The sequence below is a fragment of the Caloranaerobacter azorensis DSM 13643 genome, from assembly GCF_900129995.1.
Classification (GTDB): domain Bacteria; phylum Bacillota; class Clostridia; order Tissierellales; family Thermohalobacteraceae; genus Caloranaerobacter; species Caloranaerobacter azorensis.
Window position 1 is genome coordinate 1 of record NZ_FQXO01000036.1, and the last position, 22496, is coordinate 22496.

Consider the following 22496-nt stretch of genomic DNA (forward strand, 5'->3'; position numbering starts at 1 on the left):
GGACCGTTTTGGGCTTTGTTTTGTTATGCAAACTCACCCGATTTATACAGCCTCGAATGTGATTCGTGTACCTCGGACCAGGATTTTGCCTCCGGCTTCCTTCAGATTCCACCTCACGATGGACACCCTTGCCTTTGGCTAGTGGTTGGCACGGTCAACCCCCACAGTGGACTTTCACCACCTAGTTGTTACGCATGCCCGGCACACATAGAATTAAGGGACTTCATAGTCCCTTTTATTTTTTAGAACGTATATTTATAATTGTTCGCTTTATCCAATCCGATTTTTCCATATCAGGTTCTTTTTCTGTCTGATTCTGATTCTCATCTGTCTGATAGACTTTCATCGCATAATCCTCTTTCCCATCAACTTTGTCATACACATCAGGATTTTTAATATCAACTCTTAAATTCAACATGATTACAACAACAAATATCGTCAATATAATTACAAATATAGAATAATAAAATTTCTTTCTATTCAAACTAATCACCCCTTTTCTTCCTTTGTAATATTATATACATCTGACATTACTTTATACATTTACTAACACAACTCTATTTAGACTCGATATATTTTAAAAATAAAAGGGGTGATATTAGCCTACTAATTATTTGATTTCTGTTTTAAAACTTCTAAAAGTCTTACTATTATCTTTGCTGCACCACTTCTAGTTAATGGCTCTTTTGGCTTAAATGTTCCGTCTTTTTTCCCCGACATAATACCGTATTTACCTGCTACCTCTATTGCCGATATAAACTGCGGATTAGCTTCAGATAAATCACTATATTCCAATTTTACAGCCGTATCATCTTCTCCTAATATCTTTGCTATCGTCCAAGCTGCTTCTTCTCTAGTAATATACCTATCAGGCTTAAAAGTATTATCTTCAAAGCCATTTAAATAGCCAGCTTTAGATACAGCTCTTACATAATCTACCGCCCAATCTTCAATTTTATCTTTATCGGCATAATTAAGCCGGTAATCTTCACCTTTGAGCTTTAGCGCTTTTGATATTAAAACGGCCATCTCCTCTCTAGTAATACCTCTATCTGGATAATATCTCCTATTACTATCCCCACTTACTATACCCATTTCATAGAGTTTAAGAATATAATCTTTTGCCCAGCTATCAGATATATCCTTTATCGTACATTCTTCTTTTTCCCCTATTTTTACTATCCAATTACCAACGACCCAGCCCTGTAAATCTCCATCTTTCTGCTTGACTTTATACCAAAAATATCCTTCCTTTAAAACCGGTCCTTCTAATACATTTAAAACTGTGCCATTCTTTATTCTTCCAATCTCTACTCCATTAGGTTCTTTTCTAATTCTCAAATAAGTTTTAACATCAGCCTTTACTATATCTCCTTTTTTATACATCTCAATGTCGCCGTAGTGAAACGGCTGTGGAGTATCATAATGTTTACTCTTATCTGGAAGCCCATTTTTAGGAAGTAATTTAGGGTCTATAGGGGTTATTTTCTGCCCATATTCTTTTTCTGCTACTAAATATATCAACTGCTGATATGTATGTTTTTTAGTCCATGTCGGATATTTATATGGAATCATATTGGGATTATTACTTTTACTCCAGCCATTATATGCCCAGAGAACAAAGTACCAATTTTCTAATACATTAGGATTCATATCCCCTATTCTCGGCAGTTTTTTTAGCGCCATGTCCCACTTCATTAATAAAACTTCTGCACCTGCTTCTATATTGTAATCAATATCATACTTAAGTTTATTCGTATCAAACCAACCATATTTATTATGAACCTGCATGACTCCAATACTGCCGCTCCGGCCTGTATAGACTGTTCCATTAGAATTATACTGCTTGAAAACACTCTCTACTCTCGCTATCGATTTTAATATAACAGTTGGGATTCCCCTTTTTTTAGCCACCTCTTCTATCTTTTTTTCTAATACTTCTCTCGGGGGATTTACTCTATTATTTTGAGCATATCCGTAATCAGTGAGAAACGTAAATAAAAGCAATATGCTCATAACTAACCCCAAAATCTTATTTTGCATCTAACTTTCCTCCTATACCGAATATTTTACATTTCAATTTTCAATTTCATAATTCTATATTAAACGCTTATTATATATTTTATCCAAAAAATTCATATAACAAAAGTCCCAAAAAAAATACATGATTATTAAACCTATATAGATCTGCAGCTTTCTCTTATTATTAGCTCACAAGGTATAACAACTTTTTTAGGAATTTCTCTATTTCCATTAATCCTTTCTAATAGTAAATTTACAGCCGTACCTCCCATGAACTCAGTATGTACTTTAACAGTTGTTAATGACGGGGTTAAATATTTAGACGTAGGAATATCATTAAATCCTATAATACTGACATCTTCTGGTACTTTAATATTGGATTCATACAATGCCTTCATAGCTCCTATAGCCATAGAATCACTAGCTATAAAAAATGCAGTTGGCAATTGACCTGTTTTAATAGCTTTTTTCATTAATTTATAGCCATCTTCAGCCGTAAAATTACCAATATATATATTTTTAGGGTCAAATAACTTTCTAGTTTGTACAAATTCACGATATGTTTTCTCACGCTCATCCTCTATAGGCTTCATTTTTTTACCCACATATTCTCTCCCTCCAATAAAACCTACTTTACTATGCCCACAATTCAACAGATATTCTAACACCTCCAAAACGGCCTTCCTGAAATCAATCACTACTGAATCATAAATCTTTTCATTTGGAGAAAAATCTACAAATACAATATTCCTAGAATACATCAGAAATTCTTCAATATCATCACTGCTAAATTTACCTATAGCTATAACCCCATCTAAATCATTTAGCTCATCTGTAATATATCTATTATCATTTTTAAAAATCGTCATTGTTTCAATATTCTTACTAAAACATTCCTTCTCAATTCCCTTTCTTATTGACAAATAATACGGATCATCTAATTCCTCTTTTTGAGAATACCAATGTATAATTCCAATCTTTAATTTTTTCTTAACCTTTTTATTTCTTTGCTTAGGAGGTTTATAATGTAATTCTTCTGCTGCTTCAAAAATTCTTCTCCTTGTCTCATCTGTTACAGAAAGACTAGTATCATAGTTTAATACACGAGATACTGTGGCAATTGAAACACCAGCTAATTTTGCTATATCCCTTATAGTAGCCATCAAAATCTTCCTTTCGAAATTAAATTATTTTCAAATTCTTTCAATAAACTATCTACTTAAACAATCGATAAATCGCTCAAAAGCTTCTAATCCTCTATTATCCTGCTTAAATACACCTGCATCTATTAATATTCTTTCAAAAATTTTCCCTACTTCAAATTTTAATATCTCATCAAAATTTACGTCAATACTTTGATATTTGTATTTCAAATAATCAAACCATTCTCTATGCTTTTCTAATTCTTTGTATTCATTGATATTTCTAGTGCCTAAAAGACATTCTTTAATTAACTCCAACTCATGTTTTAATCTTGCAGGCAGTACAGCAAGCCCCATAACCTCTATTAGTCCAATATTTTCTTTTTTAATGTGGTGAACATCTCTATGAGGATGAAATATACCAAAAGGATGTTCTTCACTTGTCCTATTATTTCTCAACACTAAATCTAATTCAAACTTATTATTCTTATATCTCGCAATAGGGGTAATCGTATTATGAGGTTCATCATTTGTATGCGATATAATATTAATGCTCTCATCGCTATATTCTCTCCATACGTCAAGAATTATGCCCCCAAGTTCAGTTAATCTGTCTTTTCTCTTGCTTCTTATTCTTATAACCGATAAGGGCCATTTAACGATACCTATCTCTACATCTTCAAATCCTTTTATACTAAATTCTTTTAAAATTGGTGCCTTCTCCATCGCAAATTTATAATTTCCCCCTTGGAAATGATCATGAGATAAAATAGAGCCTCCTACAATTGGCAAATCAGCATTTGAACCAATAAAATAATGAGGAAATTTTTCTACAAATTCCAGCAATCTTTCAAAAGTAGTTTTTGTAATTTTCATTGGCTCATGACTGCCTTTAAAAATAATTGCATGCTCATTATAGTAGACATATGGAGAAAATTGCAAAAACCATTCTTCATTGCACAATTTTATTGGTATAATTCTATGATTCTGCCTTGCAGGATAATCAATACGACCCGAATAGCCTTCATTTTCCTTACATAATAGACATTTTGGATATGAAGTTGATTTCATATCTTTAGCCTTAGCAATGGCTATTGGATCCTTTTCTGGCTTCGAAAGATTAATTGTAATTTCCAATTCACCAAAATCGGTATTCGTCTTCCATCTTAAATTTTTATTTACTCTATGCATTCTAATATAATTTGATGCTTTTGACATGTTATAATAGTTTGCCGTAGCTAATTCTGGAGATTCTCTGTATTGTTCGTAAAATTTTCTTATTACATCACTCGGACGTGCAATTAAACAGTCCATAATTTTAGTATCAAACAAGTCTCGATATGTAACTGTGTTATGTTCTAATATTCCCCTTTCATAAGCATAGTCTAAAATATTATCTAAAATCGGCTGAGGATTTTCCAACTCCTCTTTTTCTATCTCTACATCCTCATATTCATCTAACTTTAAGATTTCTAAAATCCTATTCCTCACATAAATTTCATCTTCTTTATAAAGCAGCCCTTTATAAATCCCATAGTTAATAAGGCGTTTTATTTCTCTATTGATATCCATTAATGACTCCCCCCAGCTATCTCTCAAACTGAATCTGCATAGCTCCATCACCAATCGAAACTACATAAAAATCGGCTTTATATCCAATCTTCTTTTCATATTCTCTCCCAACTCTTTCAATAAACTCTGATAATCTATTATCATATACTAAACTTACGGTACATCCCCCAAATCCAGCTCCTGTCATTCTCGAACCAATAGCACCATTTTCCCATGCTGCCGATACTAATGTATCTAATTCAATACCAGTAACTTCATAATCATCTCTCAAAGAAATATGCGATTCATTCATTAGCCTACCAAATAATTCAATATCTCCATCGTTTAATGCTTTGACAGCTTTAATGACACGCCGATTTTCATATACAGTATGTTTAGCACGCTTTCTTTCAACTTCATTTCGTATCAGATGTTTATTTTTTTCAAATTCTTCTTCAGATAAATCTCCTAATGAAGTAATTTTTAATTTCTCTTGTAATATTTTTAAAGCCCTTTCGCATTCACTGCGTCTTTCATTGTATTTTGAATCTGCTAGACCTCGATGCTTATTCGTATTAGCAATAACAATAGAAATTCCATCTAATTTTACCGGAACATATTCATATTTTAATGTATTTGTGTTTAATAAAATTGCATGGTCTTTTTTCCCCATGCCAATCGCAAACTGGTCCATGATACCGCAGTTTACACCAATAAACTCATTCTCCGCTTTTTGACTCATTTTTACCATTTCAATCATATCAACATCTAAACCAAATAAGACTTTTAAAATTATACTCATAGCTAATTCAATAGATGCACTTGAGGATAGACCGGCTCCATTTGGAATATCCCCGCAAAATAACACTTCAAAACCTGTATCTATCCTAAAGCCCATATCTTTAAACGTTTTAACAACTCCTTTTGGATAATTCGCCCAATCATGTTCATTATCATAAATTAAATCATATACATCGAATTCAACAATTCCCATTTTCTCAAAATTTTTTGAAAAAAGCCTAATTTTTAAATCGTCTCTTTTACGAGCAACAGCATACGTTCCTAAACTCAATGCACAAGGAAAGACATGTCCACCATTGTAATCAGTATGTTCCCCAATTAAATTTACTCTCCCCGGTGCAAAAAATAGATATATCTCTTTTTCTGTTTTGAAAACTTTTATAAATTCATCTATTAAATTATTCAAATTCATCATATCCCCCTTTACCTAACTAAAATTTTACTAAAATTTTAGTTAGGTGTAAATAATATTTTCTCTTTTTTACAACAATTAGCACATCTCACTACTCTCTGAAAAATAAAATCGAGTAATAGTTAGACAATTATATATCTATCTATTACTCGACTTTTTTAAACATAATTTATCTTTGATTATAATTCAATTTTTTAACTCCCAAAATATATATCTGCAAATTTCGTAAGAAGAGTTCAAACGGAACATCCTTACCAAAAACTAAATAATTATAGAGCACATCCTTTCCTATCTCCTCTACTGCCTCTTTAAAATCTTGATCCGTTATTTTAATACTTTCCCCCCAGTTTTGCTCTAATGTTTTTTCCACTAGCATCTTTAGTCTCTCCATGACATTAACCTCCATCCCATTATAATAATATATGTGTATATTATACCATTTTATTCCCCTTTTTGCATCTATATATTTTTTCATATACTAACTGTGCTAGGATTAATCTAGAGGTGATAAAATGAAATTTGCAGAAAGATTGAAATTATTAAGAGAAGAAAAAAACTTACGTCAAATCGATTTGGCAAAAATACTTAATATAAGCAGACAATCTGTAAGCAACTATGAAAATGGTGTTAGATTTCCTAATGATGAATTACTTCTCAGACGTATAGCCGAATTTTTTGATGTATCTATTGATTACTTACTTGGAGTTACTAATATTAGAAATTACTATCATAGAAATATAGAGAATATCGAAGCAAAAGAAAATGGTATCGATTATAAAATTGATAAAAAGACTGCATTAAATAATCTATTTTATGAGGTAGATGACTTACCATCTGATAAAATAGAGAAGATTACAGCAATCATAAAGACGATAAAGACATTAATTAAATAGATTTTTATCTACATATCCCTACTAGCTAATACGTCTGCCCCCGTTCCCAATATATTTTTTATGATTACATCTCCTACTCTGATAGGAGCGGTTACTTCTACCTTATTTATTTCCTTCATGCACTCAAATATCTTATCTTTTGGGACTGGTTTATTTGTCCTTACCGGCAATCTGCTTAAATGTGCATTTTTAATCTTTACCGTCGAAGTTAATATTCTTTTAGGATTAGTAATTTCTTCTATCGCATACTCTTGTCCTCTTTTACACTGATTGCCTGTTACCTTGAAACCTAATAAACTTTTTTCATCTTCTTCTATCTCCAGATGGCACCCAATAGGACACACAATACAAATCATATCTTTTTTCATATATCAGCATCCTCCTCTAGTCTTATAGTTATATCTGATAATCCTTTTCCTCTTAATTGATTGACGTTTATCGTAATCTTTTCCATTTCACTAGGTACTAAACGCCTCTTTTTTAGCTCCTTAATAGTAATATTGTTTGAACTAACTATCATTTTTACATCCTTATAAACATCATCTACTCTCATAAATAAGTTTACAAAGTCTCGTACGTTCTCAAGTCTTATGATATATGGAACAATATACCTTATTCCTTTCCCCGGAATAGTCTTAATTATTTCTCCACTATCATATAACTTCCCTTTTACATATTTAGCCGCATTCTCCCCTGCCCTTCTACTCTCCTCTGTAACATAATCTACTAAATCATGAACATGAAGAACATTACCGCATGCGAATATTCCACTAACAGTAGTTTCCATAGATTCATTTACTATTGGACCGCCAGTAACTGGATTTAATTCTATGTCTGCTTTCTTTGAAAGTTCATTTTCAGGTATTAATCCAACAGATAATAACAAAGTGTCGCACTCAAAATATTTTTCTGTACCCGGTATTGGCTTTCTATTTTCATCGACTTTAGATACAACTACGCCTTCGACTCTATCTTTTCCTCTTATTTCAGTAACTGTATGACTTAACATCAACGGTATATCGTAATCCCTTAAACACTGCATAATATTTCTCGCAAGTCCTCCCGGATAAGCCATGATTTCGGCAACCCCGATGACTTGTGCTCCTTCAAGAGTAAGTCTCCTAGCCATTATGAGTCCAATGTCTCCTGAACCCAATATGAAGACTTTTTTACCAATCATATAGCCCTCCATATTTATAAATCTTTGGGCCGTTCCGGCTGTAAATACCCCTGAAGGCCTAGTTCCGGGAATAGCTAAAGCTCCTCTAGTCCTTTCTCTACATCCCATGGCTAATATAATGGCTTTTGCCTTTATAATCATAAAACCATCTTTAGAATTTATCGCCTTAACAATTTTGTCTTTGCTGATATCTAGAACCATAGTATTTAACTTATAATCTATGTTCATATTAATTAACTCTTTAATAAATCTATCTGCATATTCTGGCCCCGTTAATTCCTCTTTAAACTCATGAATTCCAAAGCCATTATGTATACACTGATTAAGTATACCTCCTAATTCTCGATCTCTCTCTAAAATCAAAATACTATCTATACCGCTTTTTTTCGCCTGTATTGCAGCCGCTAAACCAGCTGGCCCTCCACCAATTACGACAATATCATAGCTTAACATCCGTTCACCCCCTCAAATTTTTCTCTAAACCTTTATTAGTTCTTCCAACTAACACATATGAACTCGGACTATCTTTAACTATTTCTGATACATCTGTACCCAACTCTCTTGCTAATATCTCCATAACTCTCGGGCTGCAGAAACCGCCTTGACACCTTCCCATCCCGGGCCTAACTCTCTTTTTGATTCCATCTACAGTAGTAGCTCCAACCTTCCTTCTGATAGCATCAACAATTTCACCTTCTGTTATGTTTTCACATCTGCAAATTATTCTCCCAAATCTAGAATCTTTCTTTATTAATTCTGCCTTCTCTTCATCACTCAATTTGTCAAACCTTATCATTCTTTTCCTTATTGGATTGAAATCTTCTTTTATTTTAAATCCGCCATTTATATCTTTTAGCAATTCTACAACATATTCCGCTATAGCAGGTGAAGCCGTTAACCCCGGTGATTTTATTCCTGCGACATTAATAAAGCCCCTCGCCTCTTTAGACTCCTCAACTATAAAATCACCTGTACTAGGTTCTGCCCTCAATCCTGCGAATGTGGTTATAACTTTTTTAAATGGAATATTCTTTGAAGTTTTCATAGCCGTTTTTCTTACATATTGAAGTCTATCGGCTGTCGTATCTAACCTTTCCTTATCGTCTAAATCTTCGGCATCTGGCCCTATTATTAAATTGCCATGAATTGTCGGAGCTACCAAAACTCCTTTTCCAAGTTTTGTCGGGCACTGGAATATAACTCTATTTACAAAACTACCTGCACTCTTATCTAATATAAAATATTGTCCCCTTCTAGGCTTTATCTTGAAATATGGACTAGCCACCATATTATTTATTTCATCAGCATACAAACCCGCACAATTCACAACATATTCAGCATCTATCACTTTTCTTTTAGTGAATATTCTATATCCAAAATCAGTCTTATCGATATTATAAACTTCGCTATTTAATAGTAGTTCTACACCATTTTCTACTGCATTCTCTGCTAGAGCTATAGCCAGCTCCCACGGTCCGATAATTCCGCATGTTGGTGCATATAAAGCCCCTACAATATCGCTATTTAAATTAGGTTCCATTTCTCTGACTCTCTGTCCACTTATTATCTCCATCTTAGGTATCCCGTTTTTTAAACCTCTGTCATAAAGCTCTTTAATCGTATTCATGTCTTCATCATTGAAAGCTATAACCAATGATCCGACTCTTTTAAATTCAACATCTAATTCCTCACATATTTTATCGAACATAGGGTTCCCTTTAGAGTTAAACTTTGCCATATTAGTTCCGGGTTTAGCATCATATCCGGCATGTACAATCGCACTATTTGCCTTTGTAGTTCCGTCTGCAACATCATTATTCTTTTCTATAAGAATAATGTTTAATTTATATTTCGATAATTCTCTCGCTATAAATGTACCTATTATCCCAGCCCCTATGACTGCAATATCATACATCTATAATCCTCCTTTCGATAATTTAAAAAAGCCGCACTAAGCTAAACCTATCGCTCCATAGGTCTGCTTGTGCGGCTCTCCATTTCTCCAGCACTAAATATTCATTTATAAATATACAGTATTTATTCCTCTATTTTTTCCCACTTTAGTGCTCTATTTACGGCTTTTTTCCACCCTGCATATAGTTTTTCTTTAGCTATTTCATTCATATTTGGTTCAAATGTTCTATTAACGTTCCACTTCTTAGCTATTTCTTCTTTGCTTTCCCAAAATCCTACAGCAAGTCCAGCTAAATATGCAGCACCTAATGCTGTAGTCTCTGTAACTTCAGGCCTGTGCACAGGTACTCCCAATATATCAGATTGGAACTGCATCAAGAAATTATTTGCAACCGCTCCTCCGTCAACCTTCAATGATTGTAATTTTATGTTCGAATCTTCTTGCATGGCCTCTAGTACATCTCTAGTTTGATATGCTATTGACTCTAATGCAGCCCTTATTATATGATTTTTATTTGCCCCTCTAGTTAATCCTACTATTGTTCCTCTTGCATACATATCCCAATATGGTGCTCCCAAACCAACAAATGCAGGTACTATATATACGCCATTACTGTCCTTGACTTTAGTTGCAAAATACTCGCTGTCCTTTGCTTCATATATTAACTTCAATTCGTCTCTTAACCATTGAACTACTGCACCAGCGATGAAAATACTTCCTTCTAATGCATATTCAATTTTGCCATCGACTCCCCAAGCAATTGTTGTAAGTAGTCCTTTATTAGATGGAACCATATTTTCTCCAGTATTCATTAACATAAAACATCCAGTTCCATATGTGTTTTTAGCCATACCCGGATTAAAACATACCTGTCCAAACAATGCCGCCTGTTGATCACCAGCGATACCAGCTATAGGAATCTCTGTTTCACCAAAAATATTAGTATATCCATAAATTTCACTAGACGGTCTGACTTCTGGTAGCATTGAAGCAGGTATTCCAAGCTCGCTTAAAATTTTCTCATCCCATTTTAGCTCTTTTATATTATAAAGCATAGTTCTTGACGCATTAGAATAATCAGTTACATGTACTTTACCTTTAGTTAAGTTCCAAACTAACCAAGTATCAATGTTTCCAAATAGCACTTCTCCTTTTTCCGCCTTTTCTCTTGCACCCTCTACATTATCAAGTATCCATTTAACCTTAGTACCAGAAAAATATGCATCTAAAACGAGTCCTGTATTTTTTCTAATATAATCCTCTAATCCTCTCATCTTCAAATCATCACATATACTTGCTGTTCTTCTACACTGCCAAACTATAGCATTATATATAGGTTTACCAGTATTTTTATCCCAAACTACTGTTGTCTCTCTTTGGTTTGTTATACCTATTGCTGCTATTTCCTCTGGTTTTACTCCTACTATTTCTAATACTTCTTTAGCCACTCCAATTTGAGTACCCCATATTTCCATAGGGTCATGCTCTACCCATCCTGCCTTCGGATATATCTGTGTAAACTCTTTTTGAGCTACCTTAACTATCTTTCCGTCATGATCAAACAATATAGCCCTTGAACTAGTAGTTCCTTGATCTAAAGCTAAAATGTACTTTTTATCCATTTATTTTCCCCCCATCTATTAACCTTGTATTTAAATATAAGTTTTACTGAAGTCCATTATAGAAAAGTTGAAAGTATAAAGCCTCCTAATATACCGCCTATTATTGCAAAAATTATATTAGGCACTGCTTTACTAAATCTATCTCCTGCAACTACAGAAGCTGCTAATAAACCAACTCCTGCACCAAATGCTTGGTCAACCCATGCACCGCCGGATTGGAATATCAAACTAACACCATGTGTTAAAGTCCAAGTTGTACCAACTATAAATCCAGCTGCCATCCATCCGCCTATAGGTCCCCAATTTTCAACCATTTTACCCCATAATAATCTAATTAAAAATGGAAATATGAAACCGCCAGCAAAAGTCGATATCATTAATGGTATAGTCATATTGCCTGTCCCTCCCTTCTCAATTATTTATTTAACTTATATCTAATCTATTCTTCAACTTCTTCTTTTTCGCCATTTTTCTCTGCTAAATATTTCTCTAATTTAGCTGCAGTAATACCGCCAACTATACCTCCTAAAATGACTACTATCAATGTTGGTAAAGATTCAACCCCTGCTTGACCACCTTTAATGAATACATCTCTCATAAAACCTGTAACACCAATACCTAAAGCCATATCTACCCAAGCGCCTTCATTGTTATGAATTCCTACATAGTGATTTAAGTACCACATAGTTCCTATTATAATTAGACCTGCAAACCATCCTCCAGCTATGCCATATGCCTGAACGAATGCTCCCCATACACTCATAACAAAAATACCTGCTATAGCAGCACCAAGTACTGTACCTAAATGTTTCATCTATCTCACCTCCTTCATCTATTATTAATAAAAATTATTTACTTACATTTAAATTTATGCTGCAATATTAATATTAATGATAAGTTTCTGATTTTTCATAATTTTCTATCTATTTTGATGCTAAATCTACCCTTTACAATTTCTCTGTAATCACATATACCAGATTTCCTCTTTGCTTGTCGACACCCCAATAGCTCCTGCATTTAAGCTATTAATCACATCTTCTTTCTCTTTGATTAATCCTCCAGTTATAATAGGTAAATGGGTTTTTTTATGTATTTCCTGTGTAATTTTAGGCATAATACCAGGTAATATTTCTACAGCATCTGGTTTAGTAGATAATACAGAGCTTATTCCAGTCTCTAATGATAGTGAATCTAATATAAATAACCTCTGTATCGTAAATATCCCTAAATTTTTAGCAAATTTAATAAGATTACTCTTTGTTGTAATTATACCGTCAGGTTTTATATTTTCGTTAATATACTTCAGTGCTACAATATCTTTTGAAAATCCCTCCATTAAATCTAAATGAACATATATGCTCATCTCTTTACTTTTGACTTCATCGACTATTTTCTTCAAATTAAAAATATCCCCTACCAGTAAGAAAATAATCTCTGTTGGCGAATTTATTGCTCTATCTAACTTCTCTATATTATTCACCGCTGCAATTATAGGATTTTCAAACACTTTACTAAAAAAAATATTTTTCATCCTCCATCCCCCTATTTATAAATCTATTCACATAATTAATTATTATACGAAAAAAGATAGAGAATTTTTTCTCTATCTTTTTATCTCAATATATCTTCAATTTTACTCAACACTTCTTCCTTAATACTCTTGATCTTATTTTCCGCCTCTGCTTTATCCCTTCCATTAGCAGAAAAATATATTTTTAACTTCGGCTCTGTACCGGAAGGTCTTAATGCATACCAAGATTCATCATCAAATATAAATTTCAAAACATTTGACTTTGGAAGTAAAATATCTTCACTACTGTCTTTATCGAAATTAAAACTTTTAGATACTTTATAGTCGTTAAATATTTTTAAATTAAGTTTGCCTATTTCTTTTGGATAATTATTTCTAAAATTCTCCATTACATCATCTATCTTTCTCTTTCCTTCAATGCCTTCTAATTTTATAGAATGTAAATTCTCTATATAGTAGCCATATTTTTCGTATAATTTAATTAAAGCCTCGTAAAGTGTCATTCCTTTACTCTTATAATATGCCGCCATCTCACAGATGAGCATAGAAGCTATAACTGCATCTTTATCTCTTACAAAAGAACCAGTCAAATACCCAAAACTTTCTTCATAGCCAAATATAAAGTTCTTATCTCCATCTTCCTCAAACTGTTTAATCTTTTCACCTATAAATTTAAATCCTGTTAGAGTATCTATAGTCTCTACATCATAATGTTTAGCTATCACCCTTCCCAATTCACTCGTTACTATAGTCTTAACCATTACACTATTTTCAGGTAAAAGCCCTTTTTCCGTCATTGAACTTAAAATATAATCTAAAAGCAGTGCACCAGTTTGATTTCCGCTTAATACCTTATATTCTCCTTCTTTATTTTTAACAACAACTCCAACTCTGTCGCAATCTGGATCTGTTCCTAGTATAATATCAGAATCTACCTTTTCTGCTAATTCGATAGCTAATTTAAATGCATTTGGCTCTTCTGGATTCGGATACTCTACAGTTGAAAAATTAGGGTCTGGCTGTTCCTGACTTTCAACAACAAATACATTTATGTATCCTAATTCCTTTAAAACTCTCCTTACAGGCATATTCCCCGTACCATGTAATGGAGTATAAACTATTCTTATACTTTTATCTATATCATCTCTAACACTTAAATCTTTAACTTTATCTATGTACTCCTTATCGATTTTTTCTCCAATGATTTCTAATAATCCATTATTTAACGCCTCTTCCTTACTTATAATCTTTACCATTGAATATTCAGAAACTTCATTAACTTTCTCTATTATCTTATCGGCTAAACTCGGTACTACCTGTCCTCCATCTTCCCAATAAACCTTGTATCCATTATACTCTGGTGGGTTATGGCTAGCTGTAATAACGATTCCAGCAGAAGCCTTTAAATATCTAACCGCAAAAGACAATTCAGGCGTCGGTCTTAAATCTTCAAATAAATATGCTTTAATTCCATTTGCAGCCAATACTAATGCCGCCGTCTCTGAAAATTCTCTTGACTTATGTCTTGAGTCGTGAGCTATTACTACTCCTCTTTTTATATACTCGCTTCCATTTTCAATAATAAAATTAGCTAATCCCTGAGTAGCCTTAGATACAGTGTACTTATTTATTCTATTAGTACCTGCACCAATTTTCCCTCTAAGTCCTCCAGTACCGAATTCCAAATCTTTATAAAATCTATCTTCTATTTCTTCTGCATTATCCTTGATAGATAATAATTCATCTTTTGTTTCTTTATCAAAGTGCTCACTATTTAACCAAAATTCGTACTTTCCCATAAAATTCATCTTCATCACCCCGTGTTCTTTTATAGTTTGAAAAAATTTTAAACTGTGTCTACGTTTTCCCTATCCTTTTCCGTATTATTATAGACTAACTCGTTCACCCAGTCAATTCCTTCCTGAGCATATTTAAAATCTAAATATTTAAAGTCAGGTTCAAAAATTAAAGGAATATCGGCATTCCAAGTATGAATGAGTTCTATAGTTTTTTCTATATCTATCCAGCCATCACTTGGTTTTTGACTAGGATGAACTGGTATATGCCCATATTTATAAACATCACTAAATCCTCTAGTATTCCATAAATGTACTATCTTGATATAAGGCAACAGCTTTTCTAACTCTTCAAAGTAGTCCATATTATTTATTTGACAAGATAGATATAAATGCCCAACATCTAAGCATATTCCTAGATTATCATAATCTTTTATAATATCTATCCAATCTTCTACCTTATAAAATAAATCATTATAACCTACATATTCTAAAAGAATTGGAAAATCATATTCTCTACTTAATTCGTTAAGTCTTAAAGCACTCTTAAATGCTAATTTTTTTATATTATCCGGACTTCCAATATTACTATTTATAAAATGAATTATAATTTCACTAGTTGGCAGACTTTTTGCCATAGATAAATTTGTCTTTAATATCTCAAAAGTAGCATCCCTTAATCTTTTATTATCACTTACATAGTAAGTTATAGTAGGGTCTGATTGATAAAATACAGGAGCATGATAAGTTACCTTTAGAGGAAACTTTCTAGAAAATTTTAAAAGTGCAGTTATCTCTTTAGCTCCCGAAAATTTATGGCACAATTGAACCCTCTTAAAGTTATGTTTAGCAATATAATCTACACCTACATTGTGAATAGAAATTCCTATTCGCGGATTCATAGGGCTCCTCCTCATAGATTTCTACATATTCTATTGTACTACATTTATAGTCAATTAAGGGACAAAAAGTTCATTATATTAAATAATTTTTTATAAATCCATAGGACAGGGATTTACCCCCTGCCCCTTTATATTCTCCTTAATATACTGAATAATCTATAGATTATCACGGCTGCTTGAGCCCTCGTTGCCGATTCTTTCGGAGCAAACCTATTTCCCCCTACTCCTTCTACTAATCCTCTGCTTGCTGCTACTTTTACCGCTTCTTTCGCCCAATCTGAAATATCATTTTCATCTTTAAATACCGCATCTATAATACAATCTTCTTCCGGAGCAACAAGTTTTAATGCTCTTACTATCATTACAGCCATTTCTTCTCTTGTTATTTCTCCATTAGGATTAAACATTTCATTATATCCTTCTACTATGCCCAAACTTGCAGCTATTTTTACAGGTCTTTCATACCATGTTCCATCTGATACATCTTTAAAGTTTACTTCTTTTTTACCATATTTTAAATCTAATGCATTTACTAACATTTTAACAAATTGAGCCCTCGTTACATTATCATTTGGTGCGAAATTTTTATCGTCTACTCCATCTATAACATGTCTTGCTGCTAATATTTCCACTGCATCCTTGGCCCACGGCATATCTACATCTTCAAATACTTTATTATATTCTATTACTATATATTTGCTGAAGTGTTCTGTTGTAAATGTTATCGTTTCATCTGCCGTAACTCTACCTCCAATAAACTCCCATCTGCCAGTTTCTTCATTATAATAGTAAACTCCCATTTTCTTTAGATTTGACACTCTGTCAGGATTATACTTGATAATTACATTAATTGGTTTATTAAATCTAATTTTCGATACCCTATCTTTCTTTTGTAAATTCAAATTAATATCATATACAATTGAAGTTGGACTATACTCTTCTAATAATGTTGGGAAAAGTATTTCCTCAACTTCTTCTCCTTTCATCCTCTTAACCTTGAAAACTATTTTATCTCCTTCTTCTGTTTTAATTGAACCCGGTTCTATTCCAACTATCACGTCTCTAGTATTTATCACTAATTCCTTACCTTTTTCTGATATTTTATCAACTAATTCTGCATCCATATTTACTAATATCTCTGTCGCATTTTTACTTACTGGTACTTTTATTTCTACCTTGCTGCTATTTTCTTTTTCTAATTGTTTTTCAATTTTATTTTTATCTACTTCTAATATACCTATCATGTTGCCATTTTTGTCTTTAGTTATTGTAACTTTACCATACTTCGTTTTATCTGCATCTCCATCTTCTTTGTCTCTATCATAATTTTCATCATCATTATCATCATTAATTACGATTTTGTCAGTTTTTGACATATCATCATAGAATCTAACTCTTATTCTAGGTCCTGCTGCACCTATAGAAGCAATACCTGTAACTTCTACCCAATCTCCTACTTTAAATCTTCCCATATCCGCACCTATATATCCATCTACATGAATATATGCATCACCACTGCCGTCATTTATTTTAAAGTAGCTATCTTTTTCACTATGTTCAGTTATTCTACCTTTTGTCTTAACTAACATACCAGTATATTGTGGCAGCATAGCTTCTTTAGTAGAAAGTACAATCGGTTCTATTTTTTCGGCAGGTCCTACATAAAGAACTTCATAATCAAAATTGTCAAATGCCAATTCTAACTCTCCTTCAAAGTAGTGAACTGCACCTGTTGCAATGACTTCAGTTCCGATTGGTAATTCTCTACTTTGACTGCCGTATAAACATATTCCCGATGTTCCATCTTGGATATACACTACATCAAAGAAATTACCTGTAGGAACTGTAACTATTCCTTTAACAGTTACAATATCTCCTTCTTTAGCATTTTCTCTTACCTCTTTAATAGTTTTAACTCTATCATATCCTGCTAACCAGTCTATGAGTCTTAATGTTAATGCTGTATTACTTACATCATTAACTATTTCATAGTCCGAATAGAAATGTCTGCCCGCTGCAACTATCTTACCTTTTCCTACATATTCTTTGGCTATTATCGGTATGGCTTCACCATTCATTTCTCCTTTTACATTATAAACATAGGCATCTTTTCCGGGATTAGCATTATATGATGTCGCATTACCTCCAAGTAATATTTCAAGCCCTGTGTCTGGATTGTTAATTAATGCATTATTTTCTGCGTTAACAAGTGAACATCCACTGAATATTCTAATGGCTTCCATATTTTCATTTAGTCTACTTTTGGTTTTAGGTAAGTTATATGCATATACAGACCATACCATACCACCACTGTATTTATCAGAATCCTCTGGTTCATATATATTGTCATCGTTAAATCTTATGTTTGTCCCAATAGCTTCCATCAGACTGTTCATCATGGTGCTATCGTAATTGTAATTTGATTTAGATGCTATCATTGCTGCACCGCCGTCTCTTATCCACTCTCCTATTACAGCCTCTTCTGCCATTGTAAAATCGGCACTAGCATTTTTCGGCGTATTTATAACAAGTACATCTACATCTTTAAGAGTTTCAACTGTAATAGGTTCAGTATTCAACTTAACTGTATATCCATATCTTCTGAGTAATTCCATTAAATTCAGCATAGCTCCTGTTACATCAACATTGTCATGAGCACAATCGATTAATACAGTTTTTCCATTCGAAGCAACTACTTTAATAGTAGTAGTCATTTCTGTAACCGTAGTTACTCCTTCTATTTCAGTTAATTTGGCTATTATTTTAACTGGACCAGATTTACTTGGAGTCCATGTTGTAGATAATACTGCACTTTCCCCTGCCTTTATAAGTTCTACATTATCTATGCCTATTAGATTTTCTTCACTTATACTTTCTTCATAGAACTTAACTTCAATATTCACTGCATCTCTTATACCCATATTTGAAACTGTCGCCTCTATAGTAGTTTCATAACCCGGCATAGTAGTATCTGGATTAACCTCTAATTTACTTAATTTAACGTCATTTTCTGATGCAGGAGTATATATAGCAGATGCAATTCCCCAACTTCCGTTTTCATGGATGACCTTAACAACATACCATTCCGCTCCACCACCTGCAATTACCGAAGGATGCCATTCAACTCTATTGCTTGAGCCAACTTTTTTTCTGTCAATAATATTTCCTCCATTTGTAATAAGTTGAACCTCTGTTATAGGAACTTCTCTATCTTCTGCTATTATTTCAAAATTAATTGGATCTCCTTTTTTAACATCTAATACACTTCCCATCCAGTGTCCATTAGCTTTTACTGTCAATTTGAGAGTTCTCGTTTCAGTTGAATACGTCCTTCTATTTCTCATTGCATCTAAAAATACATCTTTATTTAAACTCTCTGCTATTACAACTGTTAGATTGTCGGGATCTCCCCAATTCCAACTATGATTATCCTGTCCATTTATTGCACCTACATGCCAACCATTGTCTAATGCTTTGAAATAGTGTTTTTCTGACCTAGTATAGCTGTATGGAGGTGCACCATTTCCTACTTCAATAAGATTAATTATTCTGTCCAATTCTGGTACATAAGCTAAATCATTAAATGAATCATCTGGCCAATTTGGATGGTTGAAAGCTGCTACCGTATTTTCTTGTTTAGCCAACCATTCATAAAATTCAGCAAGTCCTGTCATCTGTTTTTTTGCCTCAACATAATAAACACTGTTAATTACATTCATATGTCCCCAGTCGCCTGATGTCATCTCAAATCCTCTTAAGGCTAGAAAATCGTAATACTTTCTATCGATTGCTTCTGCCTCTTTTCTCGTCTTATACCACTCTGATCCTTCAACTTCTTCATACTGATTTGTATCAGGATTGTATTCATAGTTATTATCAGTAACACCATTCAGCCAGTTAGAATGGTCTGTAACTATAAGAAAATTTAACCCATTTTGTTTCGCATGCTCATAAGCATCAGTAGGTGTCCCCTTACCATCCGAATATGATGTATGAGAATGCGGTACGCCATAATAGAAGTTATATTTTGTATCTTTATTATCTACTACAAAATACCATTCTACTTTTTTTGTTCTGCCAGTTACATCCGATACTTCTAATCTTACTTCATGTTCTCCATATTCTAATTCCTCTTTTGGAGCATAAGTTACAGTCATTCCATCTACTATTGGTGTAACTTGTGTACCATCTAAATACATTTTAATGCTATCAAAATCTATATCTGCTTCAGTTTTTTCTAATTTAGCAGATATTTCTGGTGTCTTTTCGAATGTCGATACCATATTTGCCGGTTTTAGATTATATATAAGCGGCAACTTGGCATCTGGATCTTCTGGTGGTGTTTGTTTTACCATATCGCTGCCATAACGTAATTTTATTTGAGGATTATAGTATGTCGCTGCAATACCTATTATGTCGTAATATTCCCCAACCTTGTAATTTTCATTATTAAAATTTTTTGCTTTACTATGATACAATTTCAATTCTGTCCCTGTACTGTCAGTTATATAAAAACTATATGAATCGCTTGTTACATCTGTAAGCCTCGCCATCTTTATCTTTACGAGTTGTCCCTGATAATCTGCAACTTGATTTAAAGTTATAACTTTTGGTTCAGGTAAATCATTTCCACTACTTATTAGAACAATATTTTTTTCTGACTCTACACTTATTTCTAGCTCGTCTTTATAACTGTCGATTAATCCTGTTACTAATACTATATCTCCTTCTTTAAAACTACTTAAATCGACGCCTGTCCCATGAGTGTCAACTTTTATACCTGCTGTATCATCTTGAATATATATAAGCGTATTTTTTTCAGCATAAGTTATAATCCCCTGTACTGTTACCTCTGCTTCCTTATCTTTGCCTCTTGCTTCTGCTATTGTAATAGCATTCTGTTTTTCCTTTATAGTATAAGAAAATTTTGAAATTTCACTATCCTCCATGCCGTCTTTAGAGGCTTTAGCCAGTATGGTCATTGGTTCGTTTATAGTAATCGGCATTGTGTATTCAACAAAATTGTATACTTCATCATATACGGCATAATATATAGTCGCTCCCTCTGTAGCTGTAGTCAATACAACTTCCGTACCCGCTTCTACTTCTCCTGAAGGTGGTTCAGCAATTACCGGAGCAACCTTATTTATTTCTTTTTCTATATCTTCTATTGTTCTTGGATATATCTTATATTTTTTATAATTATACGTAACAACTCCTGTTATACTCGAATAAGTCTTACCAACCTCTAGCCAACTAGTATTATTTAGTTTTACAATGGCAGTTCCTTCTTTATCTAATATTTTAAAATTTTTATGATCATCTACTTCTGTAACTGTTACATTTTGTATTTTAACTAATTCTCCTTCAAAATTTTCTCCATTTTCTGAATTTAAATCCGATGAAGTTATCAACTGCGGTTCTGGTACACCTACTTTTTCTTGCACTACTGTTATATCCTCTATAGTATCAGGATATATTTGTGCCATACCATAATATTGTCCAATTTTACCATAAACTCTAACTTTATCTCCGGGATTTAAATCTAAATTTTTTAATCTTACTATGATTCCTGCCGTATCGTCCTGAATATATATGTTATTTCCTAAATCTGCTGTAACAATACCTTCAATAGTTGCATAAGTGTTATTAGGAAGTATTCTTGCTTCTGCTATTGAAATAACTTCGCCTTCAGCTTTAGCTAAATTAGGAGTAGTAAAATTAATTAAATTTGCTAAAATTAACGTGAAAATAAGTAAAAAGCTTAAATACTTTGAAAACTTATTATGCAAAAAATCTCCCCCTCTTTGACTTTTATTTTTTCCATTAAATCAATATCAATCAAAATCATATAGATTATAGCATAATATGGCTTATTTTTCTATTATCTCTCATTGTTTTAACCGATTTTTAACATTTTATCTACTAAACTATATATTCCAATACATATTTTTTAAAATGCCTAAAATCTCTTATAATTTCTTCTAATAAAGTATATAGCTCCTTCTTATTCATATATTTTAAATAGTCATACTTCAAGGTAAATATATACTTTATATTTTTCACTAGACTTTCTGAAAGCCACGAAGGATAAACTTTTTTATACTCTAGTATCCTTATCATCTCTCTGTAATCATCTGTTCTTTTAAAGTTACAGTAATCGATAACCATTCTACACACATCAACAATACTTTTAAGCCCTAATATAATAAACCTTTCCGCCCCTCCGTATATCAAAGGCTCATGTATAAACGTTTCTTCATCATATGTATAGGCTACAGATAATATCTCTGTATATTTCTCTAATACATCTAATTCTTTCTTTATCATTTCAATCATTTCCCCACCTCCCCTCTATCATTATGTTACCGCCTTTTAATAACTTTTTACAAGTTTATTAGATAATTAATCGAGTAGGAGGTAGATGATTAATTCATCTACCGACCTCTCACACCACCGTACGTACCGTTCGGTATACGGCGGTTCATTAGGTTAAGTTCAATTTCTTATACTGCATAGAGAATGTTTTAAATCCTTGATTTAGCCAATACTGATTATTTAATGTCTTATTTAATATAGGACTATTAGATATACGCCAGTACCCCTTTCGGGTATTAGCGTATTGCCATGCCTTATACTCTGGGACTCCTAATCTTTTAAGATTCTTAAATTTGGTCTTAATTTTCTTCCATTGTTTCCAAAGGCATGCCCTTAATCTTCTCCTAGTCC

19 protein-coding genes are annotated in these 22496 nt (G+C 32.9%); 1 reads left to right on the forward strand and 18 read right to left on the reverse strand.

Annotated features, from left to right (window positions below):
* Positions 1-235 precede the first annotated feature (235 nt).
* The 6 genes from BUB51_RS07055 to BUB51_RS07080 form a co-directional block, all read right to left on the reverse strand.
* Entirely contained in the window at positions 236-484 is a 249-nt protein-coding gene (locus BUB51_RS07055; protein WP_073196584.1) for a hypothetical protein, read from the reverse strand.
* Positions 485-606: 122 nt separating this feature from the next.
* Positions 607-2043 carry an S-layer homology domain-containing protein gene (locus BUB51_RS07060; protein ID WP_073196586.1) on the reverse strand — a complete coding sequence of 479 codons (1437 nt, stop codon included), beginning with the start codon at positions 2041-2043 and terminating at the stop codon, positions 607-609.
* A 134-nt stretch (positions 2044-2177) separates the two neighbouring features.
* Positions 2178-3185, reverse strand: a complete 1008-nt coding sequence (locus tag BUB51_RS07065) for a LacI family DNA-binding transcriptional regulator (protein ID WP_073196588.1) — start codon at positions 3183-3185, stop codon at positions 2178-2180.
* Positions 3186-3233: 48 nt separating this feature from the next.
* A complete protein-coding gene (galT, locus tag BUB51_RS07070; protein ID WP_073196590.1) occupies positions 3234-4736 on the reverse strand; it encodes a UDP-glucose--hexose-1-phosphate uridylyltransferase in 1503 nt (500 codons plus the stop codon).
* 16 nt (positions 4737-4752) lie between these two features.
* Positions 4753-5928 (reverse strand): galactokinase, encoded by a 1176-nt coding sequence (locus tag BUB51_RS07075; RefSeq protein ID WP_278294228.1) that lies wholly within the window; start codon positions 5926-5928, stop codon positions 4753-4755.
* Between the two features lie 169 nt (positions 5929-6097).
* Positions 6098-6319 carry a hypothetical protein gene (locus BUB51_RS07080; RefSeq protein WP_035162382.1) on the reverse strand — a complete coding sequence of 74 codons (222 nt, stop codon included), beginning with the start codon at positions 6317-6319 and terminating at the stop codon, positions 6098-6100.
* Between the two features lie 121 nt (positions 6320-6440).
* On the opposite strand from BUB51_RS07080, the gene BUB51_RS07085 reads away from it, so the two are divergent.
* Positions 6441-6821 carry a helix-turn-helix domain-containing protein gene (locus tag BUB51_RS07085; RefSeq protein ID WP_073196594.1) on the forward strand — a complete coding sequence of 127 codons (381 nt, stop codon included), beginning with the start codon at positions 6441-6443 and terminating at the stop codon, positions 6819-6821.
* 8 nt (positions 6822-6829) lie between these two features.
* Here BUB51_RS07085 and BUB51_RS07090 read toward each other — a convergent pair whose 3' ends face one another.
* From BUB51_RS07090 to BUB51_RS13335, 12 genes are all read right to left on the reverse strand, one after another.
* Positions 6830-7189 (reverse strand): DUF1667 domain-containing protein, encoded by a 360-nt coding sequence (locus tag BUB51_RS07090; RefSeq protein WP_073196596.1) that lies wholly within the window; start codon positions 7187-7189, stop codon positions 6830-6832.
* The gene (locus tag BUB51_RS07095; protein ID WP_073196598.1) at positions 7186-8454 is read right to left on the reverse strand and encodes an FAD-dependent oxidoreductase; all 1269 of its coding nucleotides are present in this window, start codon (positions 8452-8454) and stop codon (positions 7186-7188) included. The genes BUB51_RS07090 and BUB51_RS07095 overlap by 4 nt, the downstream gene beginning before the upstream one ends.
* A 4-nt stretch (positions 8455-8458) precedes the next feature.
* Positions 8459-9916, reverse strand: a complete 1458-nt coding sequence (locus BUB51_RS07100; RefSeq protein WP_073196600.1) for an NAD(P)/FAD-dependent oxidoreductase — start codon at positions 9914-9916, stop codon at positions 8459-8461.
* Positions 9917-10038: 122 nt separating this feature from the next.
* Complete coding sequence (gene glpK / locus BUB51_RS07105) at positions 10039-11538, reverse strand: glycerol kinase GlpK (protein WP_073196602.1); 1500 nt, start codon at positions 11536-11538, stop codon at positions 10039-10041.
* A gap of 56 nt (positions 11539-11594) precedes the next feature.
* Positions 11595-11930 (reverse strand): Lin0368 family putative glycerol transporter subunit, encoded by a 336-nt coding sequence (locus BUB51_RS07110; protein WP_035162391.1) that lies wholly within the window; start codon positions 11928-11930, stop codon positions 11595-11597.
* Positions 11931-11977: 47 nt separating this feature from the next.
* On the reverse strand, positions 11978-12352 hold the full coding sequence (locus BUB51_RS07115; protein ID WP_073196604.1) for a Lin0368 family putative glycerol transporter subunit: 375 nt from the start codon (positions 12350-12352) through the stop codon (positions 11978-11980).
* A gap of 150 nt (positions 12353-12502) precedes the next feature.
* A complete protein-coding gene (locus tag BUB51_RS07120; protein ID WP_073196606.1) occupies positions 12503-13069 on the reverse strand; it encodes a glycerol-3-phosphate responsive antiterminator in 567 nt (188 codons plus the stop codon).
* A gap of 80 nt (positions 13070-13149) precedes the next feature.
* Positions 13150-14877 carry a phospho-sugar mutase gene (locus BUB51_RS07125; RefSeq protein WP_073196608.1) on the reverse strand — a complete coding sequence of 576 codons (1728 nt, stop codon included), beginning with the start codon at positions 14875-14877 and terminating at the stop codon, positions 13150-13152.
* A gap of 38 nt (positions 14878-14915) precedes the next feature.
* Positions 14916-15767, reverse strand: coding sequence for a sugar phosphate isomerase/epimerase family protein (locus BUB51_RS07130; RefSeq protein ID WP_073196610.1), 852 nt, complete (start codon positions 15765-15767; stop codon positions 14916-14918).
* Positions 15768-15895: 128 nt separating this feature from the next.
* Positions 15896-21559 (reverse strand): S-layer homology domain-containing protein, encoded by a 5664-nt coding sequence (locus BUB51_RS07135; RefSeq protein WP_073196613.1) that lies wholly within the window; start codon positions 21557-21559, stop codon positions 15896-15898.
* A gap of 133 nt (positions 21560-21692) precedes the next feature.
* Positions 21693-22106, reverse strand: a complete 414-nt coding sequence (locus BUB51_RS07140) for a DUF86 domain-containing protein (protein WP_073196615.1) — start codon at positions 22104-22106, stop codon at positions 21693-21695.
* Positions 22107-22254: 148 nt separating this feature from the next.
* Positions 22255-22496: hypothetical protein (locus tag BUB51_RS13335; protein ID WP_073196617.1), on the reverse strand; the 242-nt coding region annotated here is incomplete at its 5' end.